Source organism: Cryptosporangium minutisporangium, from assembly GCF_039536245.1.
Taxonomy (GTDB): Bacteria; Actinomycetota; Actinomycetes; order Mycobacteriales; family Cryptosporangiaceae; genus Cryptosporangium; species Cryptosporangium minutisporangium.
Genome location: NZ_BAAAYN010000151.1, coordinates 1 through 1,467, shown reverse-complemented (window position 1 = coordinate 1,467; position 1,467 = coordinate 1). Strand labels below are relative to the sequence as shown.

Here is a 1,467-nt window from a genome sequence, read left to right as displayed (position 1 = left end):
GCGGGGAGGGTGGCCGGATGTCCGGTTCCTTCCATGAGGCGCTGGATGATTTGTTGGAGTGTTTCCGTCAGTTCGAGGAGTGGTTACCGGGGACGCTCGGTTCGGTGATGGAGTTTCTGGTTCAGATCCCTGAGGGTGATGAACTGGAGATGTATCGGCTGGCGGATTTGCGGCTGGAGCTGACGAATCTGCTGGCCGCTTATCAGCAGCAGGTCGGTCCGGTCGGCGCCGAAGTGATGATGACGTTCCTCGGCGGGCAGGACGGCGGCGCCGCGGCCTACCGGCAGAAATACATCCGGCACATGAAAGTCGCCGCGAACGCCACCGAGTCCCAAGCCTCACTCACCGAGATGGTCCGGGCGTCGGGCAACTCGTTCGAGTTCATGAAGCTGATGGCGTTGTGGGATCTGTTCGATCTGGCGATGGCGCTGTTCGCCGCGATCATGACCCTGGTCCAATCCTTCGGCCTCTCCACGATCGGAGTCGGCGCCGCCTACGCCGCCGCCCGCGCCGGCATCGCCAAAGCCGCCCGGGAACTGATGCAGGAACTGGCCCAGCACGGCACCAAAGCCGCCTTCACCAAACTGCCCCGCGCCGCCCTGGACGTCGGTAGGTCCGCGTCGCCGTTCGTGCGTACTCCGGGTGGAGCGCCGATCCGGCGGCTCCCGGTCCACGTCCGCGACCTGCTGCGCCGCACCCGCAGCGTTCCGCCGAACGTGTGGCGCGCCGTCCGCCACCCCCCACCCCTGTCGACCCTCGGCTCGCGGGCGCTGCGCTATCCAGGGCGGGCGATGACCGACCTCGGAACCCGGCTGGTCCGGCACAACGCCGGCCGGGCCGCGACCCGCGGCGGCGGGCTGTCCCGGTTCGCTGATCTGGACCGGATCGCCCGGCAAGCACCCGACGCCGCGGCCGCCCGCACCGCCGCGATCGCCGCCCGCCAAGCCACCAACCAAGCCGCCGACCAAGCCCGCCGCGAGGCCGCGGACCGGTTCGCCCGGATGACCGGCCGCCAACAAGCCGCCGCGATCGCCCAACACGGCGCCAAATACGTGTTCGACGGCGCCCTGCAAGGCGCCCGCGGCGCACTCAAAGAAGTCGGCTCCTCAATGGCCTACATGGTCGCCGCCGGCCACCAAGACTCCATCGTCCTGCTCAACGACGAATGGGGCCGACCCGGACTACTCAACATGACCGCCGAAGAAGCCATCACCGGCGGCGTCGGCAACGCCGTCACCCGCGGACACGACGGCACCCTCATCAACACCACCGGCGAAGGCATCGGCGCACTCACCGCCTCCGGCGTCACCTACGCCCTGGACAACCCCACCAGCCTCACCGACTGGCTCCTCGGCGACGGCCAAGGACTCACCTCCGCCGGACAAGAAGCCGCCTACGAACTCATCGGCGGCGTCCGTGGACACCACAGCGCACACATCGCCGCCGCCGAAAACTCACTACTCACCG

1 pseudogene is annotated in these 1,467 nt (G+C 68.6%); it reads left to right on the top strand.

What is annotated here, in order from left to right:
- Positions 1-17 precede the first annotated feature (17 nt).
- A pseudogene (locus ABEB28_RS42970) lies at positions 18-1,467 on the top strand (hypothetical protein); the annotation flags it as partial.